Origin of the sequence: Schumannella sp. 10F1B-5-1, assembly GCF_006517535.1 — a bacterium.
In the GTDB taxonomy this organism is placed as follows: domain Bacteria; phylum Actinomycetota; class Actinomycetes; order Actinomycetales; family Microbacteriaceae; genus Schumannella.
The window spans coordinates 1-18,241 of record NZ_VHQH01000040.1 but is presented as its reverse complement, the minus strand read 5'-3'; the positions used below and the strand labels follow the sequence as shown (position 1 = coordinate 18,241).

The 18,241-nt window shown below is 72.9% G+C and carries 16 protein-coding genes; 7 read left to right on the top strand and 9 right to left on the bottom strand.

All coding sequences use genetic code 11. From position 1 onward, the window contains the following. Window positions 1-105: 105 nt before the first annotated feature. Window positions 106-2,586 (bottom strand): NAD-dependent DNA ligase LigA, encoded by a 2,481-nt coding sequence (gene ligA / locus FJ658_RS13480; protein WP_141145919.1) that lies wholly within the window; start codon window positions 2,584-2,586, stop codon window positions 106-108. A gap of 176 nt (window positions 2,587-2,762) precedes the next feature. On the opposite strand from ligA, the gene FJ658_RS13475 reads away from it, so the two are divergent. The 3 genes from FJ658_RS13475 to FJ658_RS13465 all read left to right on the top strand — a co-directional run bounded on the left by FJ658_RS13475 (window position 2,763) and on the right by FJ658_RS13465 (window position 4,543). After that, the gene (locus tag FJ658_RS13475; protein ID WP_255447738.1) at window positions 2,763-3,254 is read left to right on the top strand and encodes an SRPBCC family protein; all 492 of its coding nucleotides are present in this window, start codon (window positions 2,763-2,765) and stop codon (window positions 3,252-3,254) included. After that, the gene (locus tag FJ658_RS13470) at window positions 3,251-3,574 is read left to right on the top strand and encodes a metalloregulator ArsR/SmtB family transcription factor (RefSeq protein WP_255447737.1); all 324 of its coding nucleotides are present in this window, start codon (window positions 3,251-3,253) and stop codon (window positions 3,572-3,574) included. Before FJ658_RS13475 ends, FJ658_RS13470 begins: the two co-directional genes overlap by 4 nt. Before the next feature lie 66 nt (window positions 3,575-3,640). Beyond that, complete coding sequence (locus tag FJ658_RS13465; RefSeq protein ID WP_141145917.1) at window positions 3,641-4,543, top strand: serine hydrolase; 903 nt, start codon at window positions 3,641-3,643, stop codon at window positions 4,541-4,543. Here FJ658_RS13465 and mnmA read toward each other — a convergent pair. Then, the gene (gene mnmA, locus FJ658_RS13460; protein ID WP_141145916.1) at window positions 4,529-5,647 is read right to left on the bottom strand and encodes a tRNA 2-thiouridine(34) synthase MnmA; all 1,119 of its coding nucleotides are present in this window, start codon (window positions 5,645-5,647) and stop codon (window positions 4,529-4,531) included. The two genes, FJ658_RS13465 and mnmA, sit on opposite strands and share 15 nt — an antisense overlap. A 167-nt stretch (window positions 5,648-5,814) precedes the next feature. After that, window positions 5,815-7,128, bottom strand: coding sequence for a cysteine desulfurase family protein (locus FJ658_RS13455; protein ID WP_141145915.1), 1,314 nt, complete (start codon window positions 7,126-7,128; stop codon window positions 5,815-5,817). An 88-nt stretch (window positions 7,129-7,216) separates the two neighbouring features. Between FJ658_RS13455 and glgX the strand changes: the two genes are divergently transcribed. From glgX to ybaK, 4 genes are all read left to right on the top strand, one after another. Then, a complete protein-coding gene (gene glgX, locus FJ658_RS13450; protein WP_141145914.1) occupies window positions 7,217-9,277 on the top strand; it encodes a glycogen debranching protein GlgX in 2,061 nt (686 codons plus the stop codon). Window positions 9,278-9,308: 31 nt separating this feature from the next. Further along, on the top strand, window positions 9,309-9,701 hold the full coding sequence (locus FJ658_RS13445; protein WP_141145913.1) for a DUF2510 domain-containing protein: 393 nt from the start codon (window positions 9,309-9,311) through the stop codon (window positions 9,699-9,701). 81 nt (window positions 9,702-9,782) lie between these two features. Continuing rightward, a complete protein-coding gene (locus tag FJ658_RS13440; protein ID WP_141145912.1) occupies window positions 9,783-10,538 on the top strand; it encodes a DUF2510 domain-containing protein in 756 nt (251 codons plus the stop codon). A gap of 34 nt (window positions 10,539-10,572) precedes the next feature. Then, window positions 10,573-11,040: a Cys-tRNA(Pro) deacylase gene (gene ybaK, locus FJ658_RS13435; protein WP_141145911.1), complete on the top strand. Its 468-nt coding sequence runs from the start codon at window positions 10,573-10,575 to the stop codon at window positions 11,038-11,040. 7 nt (window positions 11,041-11,047) lie between these two features. On the opposite strand, the gene glgP is transcribed toward ybaK, so the two are convergent. The 6 genes from glgP to FJ658_RS13405 form a co-directional block, all read right to left on the bottom strand. Further along, entirely contained in the window at window positions 11,048-13,603 is a 2,556-nt protein-coding gene (gene glgP / locus FJ658_RS13430) for an alpha-glucan family phosphorylase (protein WP_141145910.1), read from the bottom strand. Between the two features lie 76 nt (window positions 13,604-13,679). After that, window positions 13,680-14,315 carry a signal peptidase I gene (locus FJ658_RS13425; RefSeq protein ID WP_141145909.1) on the bottom strand — a complete coding sequence of 212 codons (636 nt, stop codon included), beginning with the start codon at window positions 14,313-14,315 and terminating at the stop codon, window positions 13,680-13,682. Further along, on the bottom strand, window positions 14,312-15,217 hold the full coding sequence (locus FJ658_RS13420; RefSeq protein ID WP_141145908.1) for a hypothetical protein: 906 nt from the start codon (window positions 15,215-15,217) through the stop codon (window positions 14,312-14,314). The genes FJ658_RS13425 and FJ658_RS13420 overlap by 4 nt, the downstream gene beginning before the upstream one ends. A 5-nt stretch (window positions 15,218-15,222) precedes the next feature. After that, window positions 15,223-16,635 carry an RICIN domain-containing protein gene (locus FJ658_RS13415; protein ID WP_141145907.1) on the bottom strand — a complete coding sequence of 471 codons (1,413 nt, stop codon included), beginning with the start codon at window positions 16,633-16,635 and terminating at the stop codon, window positions 15,223-15,225. Beyond that, window positions 16,632-17,447: a hypothetical protein gene (locus tag FJ658_RS13410; protein WP_141145906.1), complete on the bottom strand. Its 816-nt coding sequence runs from the start codon at window positions 17,445-17,447 to the stop codon at window positions 16,632-16,634. The genes FJ658_RS13415 and FJ658_RS13410 overlap by 4 nt, the downstream gene beginning before the upstream one ends. Window positions 17,448-17,612: 165 nt before the next feature. After that, window positions 17,613-18,200, bottom strand: coding sequence for an alternate-type signal peptide domain-containing protein (locus FJ658_RS13405; protein ID WP_255447736.1), 588 nt, complete (start codon window positions 18,198-18,200; stop codon window positions 17,613-17,615). Window positions 18,201-18,241: the final 41 nt, after the last annotated feature.

Genomic DNA, 18,241 nt, shown 5'->3' with positions numbered 1-18,241 from the left:
CGGCGAATCACCCCCGTCAGGGGGTCGACAGGGCGTGGTTCCCTGTCTTTTCAGGCGAGAACGATCACCCGCACGTCACCCGCGGCGGGGTGATCGGGGTACGGATCAGCCTTCCACGATGTCTCCCGCGGCGTCTCCCGTGGCCCCCTCCGCGCCGGCGTCCGCATCCGGCTCGGCGCCGCCCTCCGGGTCGCCTTCGGGCTCGAGCGCCGACGGCCCCTTCTCGACGAGCAAGGCGAACTGCGCCGCGTCGATGATGCGCACCCCGAGGTCTTCGGCCTTCTGCAGCTTCGAGCCGGCGCCGGGGCCGGCCGCGACGAAGTCGGTCTTCTTGCTGACGCTGGATGCCGCCTTGCCCCCGGCGCGGATGATCGCCTCCTGCGCCCCCTCCCGAGTGAACCCCTCGAGGGACCCGGTCGCGACGACCGTGAGCCCGGCGAGCGGGCCGTCCTCGGCAGCCGCGTTGCCCGGACCGGGATGACCGGGCGTCGCCCACTGCACCCCGTCGGCGGCCCAGGTGTCGACGATCTCGCGGTGCCAGTCGACCTCGAACCAGGCGAGCAGCGCATCCGCGATGATGCCGCCGACGCCGTCGACCGCCGCGAGCTCGTCGCGCGACGCCGAGCGGATCGCGTCGAGCGAGCCGAAGTACTGCGCGAGCGCCCGCGCGGCCACCGGGCCGACGTGCCGGATGCTGAGGCCGACGAGCAGGCGCCAGAGCTCCTTGGTCTTGGCCTTCTCGAGCTCGGCGAGCAGCGTGTTGGCCGCCTCGGAGGGGTGGATGACGCGGTGGTCCTTCTTGAGCCCGGCCTTGCGGCGCTCGGCCGCATCCATGCCCTCCGCCTCGGGCGGGTACTCGATGCTGACCTTCTGGAAGGGGGTGCGCGTGCGCAGCGTGCCGTCGTCCTCGGTCTTCTGCAGACCGGTCTCGGCGTCGCGCACGATGACCTCGATGCCGATGATGTCGTCGATCGTGAGCCCGAAGAGCTTCGCCTCGGTCACGAGCGGCGGCGTCGCGGGCACCTCGGGCTGGGTCAGCGCGGCGGCGCCGACCTCGCCGAGCCCCTCGATGTCGAGCGAGCCGCGCGAGCCGATGTGCTCGACGCGGCCGCGCACCTGCGCCGGGCAGGCGCGCGCGTTCGGGCAGCGCAGATCGACGTCGCCCTCCTTCGCCGGCGCGAGCTTCGTGCCGCACTCGGGGCAGTTCTCGGGCATGACGAACTCGCGCTCGGTGCCGTCACGCAGCTCGGCCACGGGACCGAGCACCTCGGGGATCACGTCGCCGGCCTTGCGCAGCACGACGGTGTCGCCGATCAGCACGCCCTTGACCTTCACGACGTCCTGGTTGTGCAGGGTCGCCTGCCGCACCTCGCTGCCGGCCACGCGCACCTTCTGCATGACGGCGAACGGCGTCGCGCGCCCGGTGCGGCCGACGCTGACGACGATGTCGAGCAGCTTGGTGTTGACCTCCTCCGGCGGGTACTTGTACGCGATCGCCCAGCGCGGCGCGCGACTCGTGGCGCCGAGCTCCTCGTGCAGCGCCAGCTCGTCGACCTTGACGACGACGCCGTCGATCTCGTGCTCGACGCTGTGCCGGTTCTCGCCGTAGCGGCGGATGTAGGCGGCCGCACCGCCCGCATCCTGCGTCACCTCGAAGTACGGGCTCGTGGGCAGCCCCCAACCGCCGAGCAGCCCGTAGACCTCCGACTGCGCGGCGACCGGCGGGTCCGGCCAGGCGCCGATGCCATGCACATAGAGCGAGAGCTCCTGGATGCGGGCGAGCCCGGCCTCCAGCTCCATGCCGTCTTTCTTGTCGAGCTGCTGCCGCAGTCCGCCGCTGGCCGCGTTGCGGGGGTTCGCGAGCGCCGGGAAGCGACGCGCGGCGGCGAGCGTCGCCTTCTCCTCGTCGAAGGCGGCGCCCTGCTTCGCGCGGGCCTCGTCGACGACGCGGTCGCGCAGGGTCGCGAGCAGCTCGTTGAGGCGCTGGAAGGCTTCGACGGCCAGGAAGATCTCGCCGCGCACCTCGACGAGGTCGGGATGCCCCTCCCCCTCGAGCCGCTGCGGGATGCCGGGGATGCGCAGCACGGTCGGCGTGACGTCCTCTCCGGTCACGCCATCGCCGCGGGTGGCCGCACTGACCAGGCGGCCGCGCTCGTAGCGCAGGTTGATCGCGAGCCCGTCGATCTTGAGCTCGCAGAGGAAGTCGACCCGCCGGCCGGCGTCGCGCTCGACCTTCGCCGCCCACTCGAGGAACTCCTCTTCGCTGAAGACGTTGTCGAGGCTGAGCATGCGCTCGGCGTGCACGACCGGGTCGAACAGCGACGAGACGCGGCCGCCGACGGTCTGCGTCGGGCTGTCCTGGCTCTGCAGCTCGGGGAACAGCCGCTCGAGCTCTTCGAGGCGATGGAGGAGGCGGTCGTACTCCTCGTCGCTCGCCTCGGGGGTGTCGCGCTGGTAGTAGGCCTCGCGCAGCTCGACGATGCGGGTCGTCAGCTCGTCGGCCTCGCGTTTCGCCGCGGCGAGATCCGCCCGCGTCTCGGCGGGGACCTGCTCCGGTTCGGGGTTCGCGCTGCGTCCTCGTGCCACGGGGTCAGCCTAGGACGCGCCGCCGACGTGGCCGGGGACGCCCGGCGGACCGGGAGGCGCGCATCCCGTCGGTTAGATTTGCAACTCGAGGGTTGCATTAAACGCCACACCGGCAGAGACTCGATTGCGCAACTTACCGGTTGCGCTTCATCGGGGTCAGGAGCAGGATCATGAGCATGACCGTCAACGAGCCGAGCGCGATCGACCACGACGCGTTCACGGTGCGCCGCAGCATCCGCATCGCCGCGGCGCCCGAGAAGGTGTGGGCGGCGATCACCCAGCCCGAGCACATCAGCCGCTGGTTCGGCCAGAGCACCGAGCTCGACCGGCTCGCGGTGGGCGGCGTGGGCTGCTTCCGCTGGGACGACTGGGGCGCCTACCCCTTCGTGATCGAGGAGCTCGATCCGCCGCGCGCGATCGCCTACCGCTGGAGCAACGAGCCCGCGCTCGTCGACTCCGACCGGCCCGACCCGGTGCGCTCGACCGTGTTCCGGTTCACGCTCGAGCCGGTCGACGGAGCCGACGGGGGCGCCGCCGGAACCCTCCTGACTGTCGTCGAGACCGGCTTCGGCGAGCTCGCCGACCCCGCCGCGGCGCTCGAGAGCAACCGCGGCGGCTGGGATGCGGAGCTCGACGAGCTCGTCGCCTACCTCGAGGGGTCGGCGTGACCGAGTCCGGCACCGCGCTCACGGCCGTGTTCGCCGCGCTCGGCGACGACACGCGCTGGAGCATCCTGCAGGCGCTCGGCGAGGGCGACGCCTCGGCGTCGGCCCTGGCCGAGCGGCTGCCGGTCACGCGCCAGGCCATCGCCAAGCACCTCGCCGTGCTCGAGCAGGTCGGCGTCGTCGAGTCGCACCGCGCCGGGCGTGAGCTGCGCTGGCGCGTGATCGGCGCGCGGCTCGGCTCGACGGCGCGCGAGCTCGATCGCGTCGGAACCGAGTGGGACCGTCGTCTGGCCGAGATCCGGCGCATCGCCGAGGAGCTGTAGGCGCGCATCCCGTCGCCCGGCGACAGGTCCGAGATGGATGTCGGCGCCGGCGCGCACACTGAGGGCATGAGCAGCGACGCCCCGACTCCCTCCCGCGTGCTGGAGCGCGCCGTGCCCGCGATCGACGCCGAGGGCCTCAACGCCTACGGCCTGCACGTGCGGATCGGCGACGACGAAGCCGAGCACCGCTGGCGCAGCGACGACCGGGTCAACCTGTATTCGGTGTCGAAGGGCGTGTGCGCGCTCGCGGCGGGCATCGCGATCGACGAGGGCCTGCTGACCGCCGAGACGCGCGTGCCCGAACTGCTCGGCGACCTCGAGCTCGGCGACGGCGTCGACCGGGTCACGGTGCGGCACCTGCTGACCATGACGAGCGGCATCGACTTCAAGTGGTTCGGCGACGAGCGCGTGCCCGGCGACGACCTCGCGCAGGCCATGCTCGGCCGCCCGTCGCGCGGGCCCGGCACGGTGTTCCAGTACTCGGATGCCAGCCCCTACGTCGCGATGCGGATGCTCGGCGCCGTCGTCGGCGACGTGCGCGACTGGCTGCTCCCCCGCCTCTTCGAGCCGCTCGACATCGACAACCCCCAGTGGCACCGCTGCCCGCTCGGCTGGATCGTCGGCGGCACCGGCCTCGAGCTGCGCACGAGCGAACTGGCGCGCATCGGCCGTGTGCTGCGCGACGGCGGACGGTGGGAGGGCCGGCAGCTCGTGACGCCGACCTGGATCGAGCAGATGCACAGCGGCTGGGTCGCGACCGGCGAAGACGCCCCCTTCGCCCGCTACGCGATCGCCGGATGGGAGGACCGCGGATCGGTTTGGCGCCTCGACGGCCGCTACGGGCAGTACGTCGTCGTCGACGCCGAGCGGGATGCCGTGATCACGATCACGGCGCACCAGGAGTCGGGCGATCACCGCCTGGTCGAGCTCGCGCTCGACGCGCTGGATGCGGTCTCAGGCGGGAACTGAGACCGGCGCCGGCGCCGCGCTGACCGTGCGATCGATCGTCACCTGGCCGAGCACGCGCGTGCCGACGTAGACGACGGCGCTCTGCCCGGGCGCGACGCCGTCGAGCGCGGCCTCCGGGCGGATGACGAGCTCCGCTTCCACGACCCGCGCCGTCGCCGGCACCGGCTCGCCGTGCGCGCGCACCTGAACGTGGCAGTCGAAGCCGAGCTCCGCATCCACGGGCGCCTGCCCCGCCCAGCTGAAGCGCGACCCGGCGAGCTCGGCGACGGCGAGCGCCTCCTTCGGGCCCACGACGACCTGATTGGTCGTCGGACGCACCTCGAGCACGAAGCGCGGGCGCCCGTCGGGGGCCGGCACGCCGAGGTTGAGGCCCTTGCGCTGCCCGACCGTGAAGGCGTGCGCGCCGGCGTGCGTGCCGACCTTCGCGCCCGACTGGTCGAGGATGTCGCCCTGCTCGGCGCCCATCTTGTCGGCCAGCCAGCCGCGGGTGTCGCCGTCGGGGATGAAGCAGATGTCGTAGCTGTCGGGCTTCGCCGCGACCGTCAGACCGCGCGCGGCAGCCTCGGCGCGCACCTCGTCCTTCGACGGTGTCGCGCCGAGCGGGAACACGGCGTGCTCGAGCTGCTCGGCCGTCAGCACGCCGAGCACGTAGCTCTGGTCTTTCGCCCAGGCGGCCGCGCGGTGCAGCTCGCGGTGGCCGTCGGCATCCACCCGGATGTCGGCGTAGTGGCCGGTCGCGACGGCGTCGAAGCCGAGCGCGAGCGCCTTCTCGAGCACGGCGGCGAACTTGATGCGCTCGTTGCAGCGCAGGCAGGGGTTGGGCGTGCGGCCCGCGGCGTACTCGCTGATGAAGTCGTCGACCACGTCGTCGGCGAAGCGCTCGCTGAAGTCCCAGACGTAGAAGGGGATGCCGAGCAGGTTCGCGGCGCGACGGGCGTCGAGCGCGTCTTCGACCGTGCAGCAGCCGCGGCTGCCGGTGCGCAGGGTTCCGCGCTGGCGGCTGAGGGCGAGGTGCACGCCGACGACGTCGTGCCCGGCCTCGACGAGGCGCGCCGCCGCCACGGCGCTGTCGACGCCGCCGCTCATCGCCGCGAGGATCCTCATGCCTCCAGGGTAGGCGCGGGGCGCGCATCCCGCTCGCCGCGCTGTCGTCCGCCTCCATGTGCGCAACTCAGGAGAAACGTTCCGAGATGCGGCGTGCGCCTCACCTGGGCGCAGATCTCCTGAGTTGCGTCATCGACTCGGCGAGTGGATTCGGGAGGCGGAGTGGCTCAGCGGCCGAGGGTCGGGATGCGCTGCGCCAGCCCCGCGGAGCGTGCGCGCTCGACGACCCCGGGCAGCACCGCGAGCAGCGCGTCGATCTCGTCGGCGGTCGTGTCGGGTCCGAGCGTGAAGCGCAGGGCGCCGCGCGCGGTCGCCGCGTCGACGCCCATCGCGAGCAGCACGTGCGAGGGCTCGGGCACGCCGGCCTGGCAGGCGGACCCGGTCGACACCGAGAAACCGGCCGCGTCGAGCAGCATGAGCAGGGAATCGCCCTCGCAGCCGTCGAAGGTGAGGTGCGCGTTGCCGGGCAGGCGGTCGACGGGGTCGACAGGGTCCGCGGGGTCGGCCGCGCCCGCCGTCGTGGCGGCCACGCCCACGGGCGCCCCGCGCAGCACCGCGCCGGGAACCGTCGCGAGCACGCCGTCGGCGAGGCGGTCGCGCAGCGCGGCGAGCTGCTCGGCATGCGCGGCGAGCGAGCCCGCGGAGAGCGCCGCCGCCGTGCCGAAGCCGGCCGCGCCCGCCGCATCCTGCGTGCCCGAGCGGCCCCGCTGCTGCGCGCCGCCGTGCAGCAGCGCCTCCACGTCCCACTCCCGCGAGAGCACGAGCGCTCCGATGCCGACGGGCCCGCCGATCTTGTGCGCCGAGACGCTGATCGCGGCGGCGCGCGTGTGGTGCGCATCCACCTCGACCTGACCGTAGGCGGCGATCGCGTCGAGGTGCAGCGGAACGCCCGCCTCCGCGGCGAGCGCCGCGATCTCGTCGACCGGCTGCACCGTGCCGACCTCGTTGTTGGCCCAGAGCGCGGTCACGAGCGCGACGTCGTCGGGCTCGGCGAGCGCACGGCGCAGGTCGTCGAGGCGGATGCGGCCCTCGGCATCCAGCTCGACCCAGTCGAGCACGGCGCCCTCGTGGCGCTCGAGCCACTCGACCGAGTCGATCGTGGCGTGGTGCTCGCCGCACGGCACGACGATGCGCGGGCGCGGCAGCGCAGCCGCCGATGCCGCCAACGACGAAGCCGAGGCCGAGGCCGAGGCCGAGGCCGAGGCCGAAGCCGATGCCCCGCCCCCGTTCCGCGCCCAGAACAGCCCCTTGATCCCGAGGTTCACGGCCTCGGTGCCCCCCGAGGTGAACACGACCTCCATCGGGTCGGCGCCGAGCGACGCGGCGACCTGCTCGCGTCCCTGCTCGAGCACCTCGCGCGCCCGCTGCCCGTCGGCGTGGATCGACGACGGGTTGCCGACCGTGCGCAGAGCGGTCGTGTAGGCGGCCAGCACCTCCTCGCGCAGCGGCGAGGTCGCGGCGTGGTCGAGGTAGACCGTCATGCGTCCTCCGGACTGGGGTCGCGCACGGCCCGTTCGGGGGCGGCCGCCGTGACACGGCTGTAACGCGCGCCGCCCTATCGTAGATCGCATGCCCTCCCCCGATCCGCTGCGCGATCTCGGCGTGCGCATCGGGCCCGACGGCGGCACGCTGCGCGCGTGGAGCGCCTCCGCCACCGGCATGGACCTGCTGCTCTTCGACGAGCGCGACCCCTCGTGGACCACGGCGACGCACAAGATGACCCGCGACGCCGCCGGCGACGGCGTCGACGTGTGGAGCGTCACGACCCCCGACCTGCGCCCCGGCGCCCGCTACGGCCTGCGCGTGCGCGGACCCAAGGGCCAGCGCTTCACGCCCGAGACCGTGCTGATCGACCCCTACGCGCGCGGCCTCGCCCGCACCTCGACGGGCGAGTGGCGCGGCTACGTGCAAGACGACGCCTTCGACTGGGGCGGCGTGAGCAAGCCCCGGGTGCCGCTCGACCACACGGTGCTCTACGAGGCGCACGTGAAGGGCCTCACCAAGCTCAACACCGCGATCCCCGAGCAGCTGCGCGGCACCTACGCCGGACTCGCGCATCCCTCGACGATCGACTACCTGCAGCAGCTGGGCGTGACGACGATCGAGCTGCTGCCCATCCACCAGTTCGTCAGCGAGCAGCGCCTCACCAAGATGGGCCTCGCCAACTACTGGGGCTACAACACGCTCAACTTCTTCACCCCGCACGCCGCCTACGCCTCGCGCGAGGCGCAGCACGGCGGCACCGGCGCGGTGCTGCGCGAGGTCAAGGGGATGGTGCGGCTGCTGCACGAGGCCGGCATCGAGGTCGTGCTCGACGTGGTCTACAACCACACCGCCGAGGAGGGGCCGAAGGGGCCGACGACGAGCCTGCGCGGCATCGACGACCTCGGCTACTACCGCCAGACCGGCGAAGGCCACTACATCGACACGACGGGATGCGGAAACACCGTCGACTACTCCAACCCGGTCGCCCAGCGCCTGGTGCTCGACTCGCTGCGCTACTGGAGCGAGGAGGTGCAGGTCGACGGCTTCCGCTTCGACCTGATGGCCACGCTGGGCCGCAACGGCGGTGCCGAGTTCGAGCGCGAGCATCCGCTGCTGCGCGCGATCCTCGACGACCCGGTGCTGCGCGACCAGAAGATGATCGCCGAGCCCTGGGATGTCGGCATGGGCGGCTGGCAGGTCGGCAACTTCCCCGACGGCTACTCGGAGTGGAACGACGGCTACCGCGACCGCATCCGCAAATTCTGGCTGACCGACATCGCGCACGCCCGCGCGCACGGCACCGCCCAGCACGGCATCGGCTCGCTCGCGGGGCGCATCGCCGGCTCGGGTCACGTCTTCTCGGCCGAGCGCGGCCCGCTCGCCTCGATCAACTTCGTGACCGCGCACGACGGCTTCACGGCCGCCGACGTGGTCGCCTTCGACGGCAAGCACAACCTCGGCAACGGCGAGGAGAACCGCGACGGCTCGAACGACAACCACTCCTACAACCACGGCGTCGAGGGCCCGACCCGCGACCGCGCGGTGCTCGCCGCGCGGCGCAAGGCGATCCGCAACCTGCTCGGCACGCTGCTGCTGAGCGCGGGCGTGCCCATGATCACCGCCGGCGACGAGTGGGGGCGCAGCCAGAACGGCAACAACAACGCCTACTGCCACGACGGCCCGCTGACCTGGTCGCTGTGGGAGCGCGACGACTGGCAGGAGGAGCTGCTGGCCGTCAGCCGCACGCTCACCCGGCTGCGCCGCGAGAACCCGGCCCTGCGGCCGGTGCGCTACGGCCGCTTCGGCGAGACCGTGCCGAGCGCGACGCAGATGGACTGGTACAACGTCGCCGGAGAGGCGATGTCGCGCGAGAACTGGGACGACCCGAGTCAGCGCACCCTGCAGTACCTGGCGGCGTCGACGCCCGAGGTCGAGGAGTTCAACCGCATCCTGCTGATCGTGCACGGCGTCGAGGCGCCCGTCACGGTGACGCTGCCCGAGCACGAGGGCGTCGGCGGCTACACCCTGCTGTGGGACTCGTCGCACGACGACATCTCGGGCCTGACGGCCGAGCACGTGCCGGGCGAGGCGCTCGAGGTCGGGCCGGCGTCGATGCTGCTGTTCCGCGCGCACCCGAAGGGCTGACGGGCCGCGGCCCGGCTGGCAGGCTCCGCCCATGGATGCGCCGCGCTCGCCCGGCTGGTACCCCGACCCCGATCGGGCGGGAGCACAGCGCTGGTGGAACGGGGCCGGCTGGTCGGATGCGCGCCGCGGCATGTCGGGAGCGCCGAGCCGGCAGACGCCCGCGCCCGATGCCGATGCGCCGACGAACGGCGCCGCGGCCGTCGGCGCCGCCCTGTCGTTCTTCGGACTGCTGTTCGTGCCGCTCTCGATCGCGGGATTCGTCGTCTCGATCATCGGCCTGCGCCGCGCGGCACGGCTGCGCGCGGTGGGCGAGAATCCGGCCGGACGGATCCCGGCGCTGCTCGGCGTGATCCTGTCGACGGTCACGCTCGTCGGCACGACACTGCTCGTGCTGTGGATCGGGAGTTCGGCACTCGCGGACTGACCCGGGGCGTCGCGCCGCAGGCCGCGAACGGGGGTATCGCCCGGCCGCTCGCCGTCGCCCGACGCGGCCTAGTCTGTGCTCATGCCTGACAGCTCCGACTCCCCCGGCTGGTACCCGGACCCCGAGACCCGGGATGGCCAGCGCTGGTGGAACGGCGTGAGCTGGTCGGAGGCGCGGCGCGCGGCTCCTTCCGCGTCGGGCACGAGCCCCTACGCCTCGAACGCGCGGCCCGCCGTGTCGGGACCGACCGCGCCGGCCGGTCCCGCCGCGCCGATGCCGCCGGCACCGAGCGCCCCGAGCGCTCCGACCGCACCGTGGGGGCAGAGCCCCGCGACCGGATCGGCCGGTGGGCCGCCGATGCTGGGCCAGCCCTCCGGCGCGAGCACCGGCAACCCCTACGGCGCGAGCACGGGCAACCCGTACGGCCCGCCGGCGTCATCGGCCGGCACTCCGCCGACGCCGCCGAACCCCTACGCCCCGCCCGCCGCCGGATCGCCGTACGGCTCGCCGCAGCAGCCGTCCGGGTACCCCGCACCGGGCTCCTCGCCGGCGCCCGGCGCCTACTACACCCCGGCGGCGACGGGCCGCACCGGCAACACCCTCGCTCTGACCGGCTTCATCTTCGCGCTCGTCGGATTCCTGTTCGGCGTGTTCGCCATCCTGGGCCTGATCATGTCGATCTTCGGGCTGACCCGGGCCAACCAGATGCTGCGCGAGGGGCGGGCGGATGCGCGCCGCGGCCTGGCGATCGCGGGTCTCGTGATCGCGGCGGTCGCTCTGGTCGTGCAGGCGTTCAGCCTGGGTGGCAGCCTGCTGTCGGTCATCCTGGACTCGTGAGCGCGCTGACGAGACGGGCACGGCGGAGCCGGTCGTGAGCACTCCCGCGATCCGCGCGCTCACCGCGGCGGGCATCCCCTTCGCCGAACGCGCCTACGAGCACGATCCGCGCGCGGCGTCGTTCGGCCTCGAGGCCGCCGAGGCGCTCGGCGTCGAGCCCGAGCGGGTGTTCAAGACCCTGCTCGCCGACGTCGACGGGCGGCTCGTCGTCGGCATCGTGCCGGTCAGCTCGAAGCTCGACCTGAAGGCGCTCGCGGCGGCGGTCGGCGGACGCAAGGCCGTCATGGCCGACCCCGAGCTCGCCCAGAAGCGCACCGGCTACGTGGTCGGCGGCATCTCGCCGATCGGCCAGAAGAACGCGCACGAGACCGTCGTCGACGAGACGGCCGAGCTGTGGCCCGCGGTGCTCGTCAGCGGCGGACGCCGCGGGCTCGACCTCGAGCTCGCCCCGGCCGACCTGCTGCGCGCGACGAACGGCGTCGTCGCCGACATCGCGCGCTGAACGCGGCTCACGCCGTCGCGACGAGCCCCAGCTCGGCCGGCGACGCGAGCAGCGGATTGCTCGGCACGACGCGCACCGTGTAGCCGAACGAGCCGGCGCGCGTGAAGCGCACCGTGCCGGTGTAGGTCGCGGGCGAGCCGAGGTCGTGCGACACCAGGGTGAGCGGCAGCCGCTCCACGTCGGCCAGGCGATCACCCTCGCGCGCCCGGCCGTGCACGAGCTCGACGGCGACGTCGTCGGCCGTCAGCTCTCCGAGCTCGACGAAGGCGCGCACCTGCAGCTCCTCGCCGACCTGCGGCGTCGCATCCACCCCGCCCGACTCGACGTGCGCGACGTGCACCTGCGGCCAGGCCTCGCCGACGCGCGCCGTCCAGGCGGCGAGCTCGCGCGCGGGGCGGAAGCGGGTGTCGCTGATCGCGCGCTCGGCGCGCGCGGCCGGCAGGTAGAGGCGCTCGACGTACTCGCGCAGCATCCGGTCGGCCGAGAGCTCGGGCGACAGGGTCGCGAGGGTGTGGCGGATGTCGGCGACCCACTTGCTCGGCACGCCCGCCGCATCCCGCTCATAGAAGCGCGGCGCGATCTGGTGCTCGATCAGGTCGTAGAGCGCGGCCGCCTCGAGGGCGTCGCGCTCGGCGGCGTCGCCGGCGCTGTCGGCCGAGGGGATCGCCCAGCCGTTGCGGTCGTCGTAGTACTCGTTCCACCAGCCGTCGAGGATCGACAGGTTGAGCGATCCGTTCAGCGCGGCCTTCATGCCCGAGGTGCCGCAGGCCTCGAGCGGGCGCAGCGGGTTGTTGAGCCAGATGTCGGTGCCCGGGTAGAGCTTCTGCGCCATGGCGATGTCGTAGTTCGGCAGGAACACGATCCGCTCGCGCACATCGGCCTCGCGGCTGAACTCGACCAGACGCTGGATGAGGCGCTTGCCCTCGTCGTCGGCCGGATGCGACTTGCCGGCGATCACGAGCTGCACCGGGCGCTCGGGATGGGTCAGCAGCGCGCGCAGCCGCTCGGGGTCGTGCAGCATCAGCGTGAGCCGCTTGTAGGTGGGCACGCGGCGGGCGAAGCCGATCGTGAGCACCTCGGGGTCGAGCAGCTCGCGGTGCCAGGTGGGGCGGCCGATGCCGGGGTTCTCGTCGTCCCAGGCCTTGCCGACCCGGGCGCGGGCGTCGTCGACGAGCTGCTCGCGCAGCTCGCGGCGCAGCGCCCACACGGCGTCGTCGCCGAGCTTCTCCGACTGCCAGTCGACGCGGGTGCTGTCGTCGTCGCCGAACACCTCGGCGGCGAGCGCCCGCACGCGGCGATCGGTCCAGGTCGGGGCGTGCACGCCGTTCGTGACCGAGGTGATCGGCACGTCATCCGCGTCGAAGCCCGGCCAGAGGGCGCCGAACATGCCCCGCGACACCTCGCCGTGCAGCTTCGAGACGCCGTTGGCGCGCTGGGCGAGGCGCAGGCCCATGACGGCCATGTTGAAGGTGTCGGGGGTGCCGCCCTCGTAGTCCTCGGCGCCGAGCGCGAGCACGTCGGCGACGTCGACGCCCGGCAGCAGCTCGGTCGAGAAGTAGCGCTGCACGAGGCCGGCCTCGAAGCGGTCGATGCCGGCGGGCACGGGCGTGTGGGTCGTGAAGACGGTGCCGGCGCGCACGGCGCGCAGCGCCTCGGGGAAGGACAGCCCGCCCGAGATGAGGTCGTTGATGCGGTCGAGGCCCTGGAAGCCGGCGTGCCCCTCGTTGGTGTGGAACACCTCGGCGGCGGCGCGCCCGGTCAGCCCGGTGTAGAGCTTGACGGCGCGCGAGCCGCCGATGCCGAGCAGCATCTCCTGCAGCAGGCGGTGCTCTCCCCCGCCGCCGTAGAGGCGGTCGGTCACGCCGCGCAGGGTCTCGTCGTTGTCGGGGATATCGGTGTCGAGCAGCAGCAGGGGCACCCGGCCGACATCGAGCTTCCAGACCCGGGCGACGAGCGCGCGGCCCTCGGGCAGCGCAAGCGTGACCTGAGCGGCCGAGCCGTCGGGGTTGCGCAGCACGCGCATCGGCAGGCCGTCGGGGTCGAGGACGGGGTAGGCCTCCTGCTGCCAGCCGTCGCGCGAGATCGACTGGCGGAAGTAGCCGGCGCGGTAGAACAGGCCGACGCCGACGATCGGCACGCCGAGATCGGAGGCGCTCTTCAGGTGGTCGCCGGCGAGGATGCCGAGGCCGCCCGAGTACTGCGGCAGGGCGGCGGCGATGCCGAACTCGGGCGAGAAGTAGGCGATCGTGGCCGGGGCGTCGTCGCCCAGCGACTGGTACCAGCGCGGCTCGTCGAGGTAGCGGCGCAGGTCGTCGCGCAGCGCCTCGGCGCGGGCCGTGAACTCGCCGTCGGCGGCCAGCTCGTCGAGCCGCTCGGGCGCGACCTCGCCGAGCAGACCGATCGGGTCGCGGCGCACGCGCTGCCAGAGATCCGGGGCGATGTCCTCGAACAGCCGCTGCGTGGGCTCGTGCCACGACCACCGCAGGTTCGCGGCGAGGTCATCGAGTGCCGAGAGCTGGGGCGGGAGCACGGCGCGGACGGTGAATCGACGGATGGCCTTCACCCGCGCAAGCCTAGGGGCACCCAGGGTCGGTCCTCCGACTCCGGGTGCCCCTCAGATGAACAGGTGGATGCGCGACTCAGGCCTGCGCGGCGGCCTCGGCCTCGCGACGCTTGCGGCGGCGCTCGAGCGCGGAGCCGACGAACATCCACCCGGCGTAGCCGAACAGGATGACCGCGGCGATCGGCACGATCACGGCACGGGTTCCGCCGTTGATGACGTTGTTGACCCAGCCGATGAAGGGCACGGCGTACCAGAGCTCACCGCGCACCTGCACCTCGCGCACGGGAGCCGCGTCGGCGATGTCGTTGTTGTCGCCCTGGGTGGTGAAGGTGCGCTCACCGCCGACGGCGCTGTTCACGGCGATGACGCGGTGGGTGACGACCTCGGGCTCGCCCGACTTGAGCTGGTAGGTGATCACGTCGCCGACTCCGATGCTGTCGGCCGAGACCGGCTTGATCACGACGAGGGTGCCGGCGGGGTACTTGGGCTCCATCGACGAGGTCAGCACCGTGTACGGCGTCGAGCCGGTCGCCGCGGGGATCGCGACGACGAGCAGCGCGACGATCGCGACGAACATCAGCAGGGCCGCGCTGACGGCGACGCCGACGTAGTGCAGGGGTCCGCGCTTCTTGGCGGGCTTCGCGGGCTTCGACGCGCTCACGGCGGCGTCGGCGATGACGGGGGCCGCGGTGGGGCTGGCGATGGCGCTCATTCTGTTCCGTTCTCGGATGCCGCTGCCGGCGTGGTGGTGGGAGTGGAGCGGTTCGGGGTGCGCAGTCGATCGCGCAGCAGCACGCCGAGGCCGCCCGCGAGGGCGCCCCCGATCCAGAGCAGCACGATCCACCACTGGTTCAGGTCGGCCGAGTTCCAGGCCGCGGCGAGCAGGTCGTCGGAGGCGGAGCTGGAGCCGCCGGCGAGCGCCGCGCCGTCGTCGTCGCCGGTCTCGGCGAGCGGGGCCGCATCCACGACCCCGCCGGTCGAGCCGGTCGTCGAGGTGCGGCCGCCGTCGCGCACGGCCGAGCCGCCGTCGGCGTAGAAGCCGGGCACCTCGCCGCTGTCGGCGAGGCAGGCGTAGCGGTCGGTGCCGGCGAGGTTGACGCTCGACAGATTCACGACGATGCGGAAGTCGGCCGAGCCGCCCTGACCGGCGCTGCCCTGCAGGTCGCCCAGCTCGGCGAGCGCCGAGATGCGCAGGGCGGCGCCGCTCGGGATGGCCTGGCCCTCGGTCAGCACCGCGCACGGCGCCGCCTCGGAGAGGGCGACCTTGCTGCCCGCATCGCCCGAGGTGCTCGCCGAGACGGTGAGCGCCTCGGAGAGGTCGGCGTCGGTCGACTGCACGTTCGCGATCGAGACGCGCAGGTAGGCGGGGGCGCCCGAGGCGTTGCGCACCCAGAAGTCGCCGCTCTGCGAGCTGCGCGGGATCATGACCGTCGACGGGTCGAACAGCGGCCGGCTGAGCGTCGACGAGAAGTGCACGCCGTCGTCGCTGAGCTGCACGCCCGAGCTCGCCGCCTGCGCGGGTGAGGCGACGGCCACGGCACCCCCAGCCGCCGCGGCCGTCGCGAGGAGGGCGGCGAGGATGCGCATCCCGCGTCCGCCGAACGTCGTCGTCATCGAGCTCACGAGACCGGAGCCGCCTGGGCCGTGCAGGACTGGAAGCCGCCGTTCGAGACCACGACCGTTCCCGTGGCGACCGTCGTCTGCGTGCCGTCGAGGATGCGGAACTGGTACGTGCCGGAAGGGTAGTTCTGGTTCGGCACGGTGAGCTGCGTCGCGTTGGCGTTGCTCGAGCTGTCGGCGGTGTACCAGTAGCTCCCGGCCCAGCCCTGGATGATGTACGGGCCGGTCCCGGCCTCGCTCCAAGCGAAGACCAGCGACTGCCGGTTCGCGGGGATCGTGCACGTGGGCGTCGGGAACTGCACGCGGGTGAGTTGCGTGATCGTGAAGACCTGTCCGACAGCTCCGGTGCAGACCGCCTGCGTCATCTGCGTGCCGGAGCCGCCCGGCGCGGTGAGGCAGAGGCCGCTGTACTTGCTGACGATCTGGTAGGTCGAGCCGCCGCCGATGCTCTGCACCTGCCAGAGCTGGCGATCGGTCGAGACGTCGGTGCGCACGGTGATGCCGGCGCCCGCGGTGAGCGTCGCGCCGTTGTCGACGCGCAGCGGGGTCGCGTTGCGCGGCTTGATCTCGACGAATCCGGGGTTGTTCGCGTCGGGGATGAACTGCCACTGCTGGTTAGTGTTGCCGTGGCAGTCGCTCCACGGGATGACCGTGGTGCCCGTCGCCGTGCCGCTGTTGGCGACGTCGAGGCACATGCTGTTGACGACGACCTTCTGCCAGTAGGAGTTGCTGATGCCGGTCGCCGCCGGGTAGATGCGGCTCGAGCTGCCGGTCGACGTGGCCGTGGTCGTCGCGAGGAACGCGGAGCCGGCCTTCAGCGTGGCGCTGGCCTGCGGCATGAAGTTGCGGCTGCCGGCGGCGTTCGAGTTGGCGGCGGCGTCGCGCGAGACCGAGGAGCGCAGGCAGTAGTAGACGGTGGCGCCAGCGTCGAGGTCGGTGGCCGAGATCGTCACGCCGTCGCCCCAGTTGCCGGCGGCGACGCCGGACCCGGGGATCGCGGTGCTCGAGGTGCAGGCGGCGAGCGAGCCGACGGTCCAGACGCTGAGGCTGGTGGCGCTGGCGAACATGGCTCCGCCCGACGCGCGGGAGAAGGTCGTGCTGAGCGGCATCGCCTGGGTCGACCCCGTGACGGTGTCGTTCTTGACCTGCACGGCCGAGGTGACGACGAGCGTGGAGCTGCCGGCGGCCGAGACGTTCTCGTTCGAGAACGTGAAGGCGCCGAAGTTGCTCGGGGTGACGACGAGCGAGGCGACGGTCGGCGTGCTCGACGTCGTCGTGCTGGCGGTCCAGTAGGCGTAGCTCGCGCCGGCACCGGTGCTGAGCAGCGCGACGACGAGACCGGCGATCAGACCGTGCTTGAGCGGACGGCCGCCGTGCGCATGGGCGGCGCGGGTGAGCGCGCGGCGGATCACGAGGTCACCTGCTTCGCGTCGATCGTGAGCTGGAAGGTGTTCGCGGCGCCCTGAGCGCCGTTCGCCGCGCTCGAGGGAAGCGTCACCTGCACGCAGGCCGGCACGCTGGCGCCCTTCGCGAGCGAGCTCGCGCTGAGGGCGGTGGCGGTCGCGGTCATCGACGTGTAGGCCGTCGCCGCGGCGCAGGTCTTGTTGTACGCGATGGCGACCGAGTAGGGGCTCGGGGTCGCGCCGAGCACGCCCGTCAGCGTCACGGGCGCGGCGCCCGTGTTCGCGATCACGACGTCCTGACGGCCGGTGTCACCGGGCAGCAGGTTGGTCCAGGTGGTGGCCGGGATGCTGCTGATGCTGCCGGACGCGGTCACGGTGACGGCGAGAGACCCCGACGAGACCGTCGAGACGCTGCTCGCCGGGGCCGAGGCGTTGATGAATGCGAAGGTGCCGGCGGCGCCGGTCGAGACGACCACGACGGCGATTCCGATCGCGGCGGCCGAGGCGAGCATGCCGCGCACCGAGGTGCGGGCGGCGCGGGCCAGGCCGGCGTCGACGGCGCGGCGGCCGAGCACGAGAGCGCGGGCGGCGACGGGCGAGGTCGCGCCGCGCAGCGGGTGGCGCAGGCCGGTGAGCCCGAGCGGGCGGGCCATGACCGTGGAACGGCTCAGCGCCGGGCGGGTCGCCGCGGAGCGACGCGCCGCCACGGCGCCGAGCGAGATCCCCGCGCCCAGCAGCACCACCGCGAGCAGCGTCGCCCGGCGGCGCGAACGCGACACGACGGTCGCGCTGCGGCGCACGGTGCGTGCGATGCGGCTCATGGCTTCCCCGTTCGGGTTCGGAGTGCTGTGGGCGGGAACCGACCGGTTCGGGTTCCGGTCGGTGCGGGCCGCCGAGGCGGCCGGTGGTGCAGCCGGGGTCGAGCCCGGCGGGATGCGCGAGGGCGCGGCATTCGGGCGCCGCGCCCTCGCGAGAAGGTCCGCTGCTTAGGAGGCGACCTGCGTCAGCGTGATCGCGTTCGACGCGAAGCCGACGGAGCCGCTCTGCGCCTGGTTGTCGGCGGCGACGTTCGAGACGGTGCCGAAGTCCCACTTGATCTTCGCGGTCACGGTGATGGTGTTGGTACCCGTGCCCGTGACCGTGTAGCGGTCGGGGTTGCCCGAGACCGCGGTGATGCCGGCACCGGTGTTGACGGTGTACGTGGCCGACTGCACGAGTCGCTGCGACAGCGCGTAGTTCGGGTTGGTCGAGACGGCCGAGCCGGTGTACGAGACGGCGCCGTTCGCGAGGCCGAGGTCGAACTTCAGGTTGCTGCCGGTCGCGCTGACGGTGAAGGTCTGAGTGAAGGTGAGCTCGTCGCCGGGGACGGCCGTGTAGCTCGCCGGCATCGTGGCGTTGTTGACCTTCCAGGCACCATCGGTGCCCGACTTGACGACCTTCAGCTGGCCGGCGTTGATCGTGGTCGCGCTGCCGGCGTCGGCCGAACCGGTCCAGTAGGCGAGCGAGCCCGCGCCGCCCATGAGGAGGACGATGCCGGCGGCGCCGGCGATGGCGCCCTTGGTGAGCTTGTTCATTTCGGGTTCCTTCCGTGGCGGATTCGGGCCGCCGACGAGCA